Annotated in this window: 2 protein-coding genes; both read right to left on the bottom strand. The window is 66.9% G+C overall.

Annotation, left to right across the window (positions count from 1 at the left end; all coding sequences use genetic code 11):
- A partial coding sequence (locus GSQ76_RS25275) for an NtaA/DmoA family FMN-dependent monooxygenase (protein ID WP_254070626.1) occupies window positions 1-981 on the bottom strand: 981 nt, incomplete at its 3' end.
- A gap of 39 nt (window positions 982-1020) precedes the next feature.
- A partial coding sequence (locus GSQ76_RS25270; RefSeq protein ID WP_174247397.1) for a cytochrome c occupies window positions 1021-2084 on the bottom strand: 1064 nt, incomplete at its 5' end.

The following is a 2084-nucleotide window of genomic DNA, read 5'->3' as shown; positions in this document are numbered from 1 at the left end:
CGTCGCATGGCCCTGCATCATCTCCGACGGCGGCAATTCCGGCACCAACTCGTCCAGCGGGACTTGCGAAAGGTCGTGGCCCAACCGGTCCGACAAAACGCGCAATGCCGCCACCGGGTCGGCCAGCTCAGCCAGTGCGGCGATGCGTGCCTTGGCATCCGCCACATCGGTGCCGATCACCGGGCAGACCCCTGCCAGGATGCGAATGGCGTCGCGCGGACGACCGGCGGCCTCGCAACGATTGCGCAGATCGGTGGCGAAGGCGATCGCCTCGCTCATATCCTGCTGCGCGGTGAACACCACCTCCGCCGTCGCCGCCGCGAAATCGCGCCCGGCATCCGACGCACCCGCCTGGAGGATCACGGGATGCCCCTGCGGCGGCCGCGTGATGTTGAGCGGACCTGCGACCCGGTAGAAATCACCCGCGTGATCCAGCACATGCATCGCCGCCGGGTCGACGAACACGCCACGGGCCTTGTCCCCAACGATGGCCCCGTCATCCCAGCTATCCCACAGCCCCTTCACGACGGCGAGGTATTCGGCCGCCATGGCGTAGCGCACATCCTGCGGCGGATGCCGATCGCGACCGAAATTCGCCGCCGCATCCGGGCTGGACCCGGTGACCACGTTCCACCCCGCGCGGCCGCCGCTGATATGATCCAGCGACGCCAAAGCCCGGGCCACATTATACGGCTCCGAATAGGTGGTGGACACGGTGATCGCCAGGCCGATCCGGCTGGTGCACATCGCCAGCGCCGAGATAAGGGTGAGCGGTTCCAACCGCACCATCATGCCGGGATGCGCATCCAGCCCGGTATTCAACGCGTCGGCGAAGAAGATGAAGTCCAGCTTGCCCCGCTCCGCCACTTCCGCAACGCGCCGTAGCAGGCCGAAATTCTGCGAGCCGAATTCCGCGTCCGGCATGCGCCAGCCCGCCACGTGGCTGCCCGTGCCGAGGATGAGCAAGCCGAGATGCATCATGGTCGCAACACCCCGATATCTGTTCCGATAAGGCGCATCCTACGGCGCGGTGGCCAATTGCCGCGCCCGGGCCACCGCCTGCTCGATCCCCTGCCAGGCAGGCCGGGCCGGGGCGAATCGTTGGCGCAGGAACCGTGCGAGTTCGGCGACCTGCTGGTCGTTCATACTGTCGCGAAACCCGGGCATCGGCCCCAGGCCAGGGCGGGCCGGTTCTGCAATGCCATCCAGAATGGTGCGCAGCAGATTATCCGGTCGGTCGCTGTAAAGATTGCTATTGAGCGCCAGCGGAATATTCGCGCCAAACACCGGCGGTCCGTTGCCGTCATGATGGCAGGATTGACACGCCCCGGCGAACAGGCGCGCACCCTCCGTCGCATCGGCGCCCAGATCGCGCCACGACGCCGCGACCAACGGCGCCACATCGACCGGAATCGCCCGCGGTGTGAGGCTGGCGACGTAATGCGCCATGGCGGCGATGTCGCTATCCGGCAGTTCCGCCAGGCTGGCCACGACCGGCCCCATCGGCCCGGCCACCGCGCCGTGCTCCGCGGCGATGCCGTGGCGTAGATACTCGTACAACGCGTCCTGCGTCCACGGCACCGGCGCCCGTGACAGTTCGGATAGCGCCGGCGCCTCCCATCCGTCGACGAGGGCGCCATCCAGATACGCAGCCTGCCGCTCCGCCCCCAGCATATTGCGGGGCGTGTGGCAGGCGCCGCAATGCGCCACGGCATTGACCAGGTAATTGCCGCGGTTCCACTGCGCCGATTGCGCCGGGTCTGCCTCGATGACACCAGACCGGTTGAACAGCAGGTTCCATCCCGCCAGCAGCGGCCGGACGTTGAACGGGAACGCCAATCGCGTTGGCGTCGTCGTGGCCTTCACGGGCGTCTGCGCCATCAGATACGCATACAGCGCCAGCAAATCGCCGTCCGTCATTTTGCTGAACGCCGTGTAGGGGAACGCCGGATAAAGATTGCGTCCATCCCGGGCCACGCCCTCCCGCATCGCGCGCTGAAACGCGGCAAAGCTATATGTGCCGATGCCGCTGTCCCGATCGGGCGTGATGTTGGGGGCAAAGATCGGGCCGAACGGTGTTTGCA

The organism is Acidisphaera sp. L21 (assembly GCF_009765685.1).
GTDB lineage: Bacteria > Pseudomonadota > Alphaproteobacteria > Acetobacterales > Acetobacteraceae > LMUY01.
This window is presented reverse-complemented; position numbering and strand designations above follow the sequence as displayed.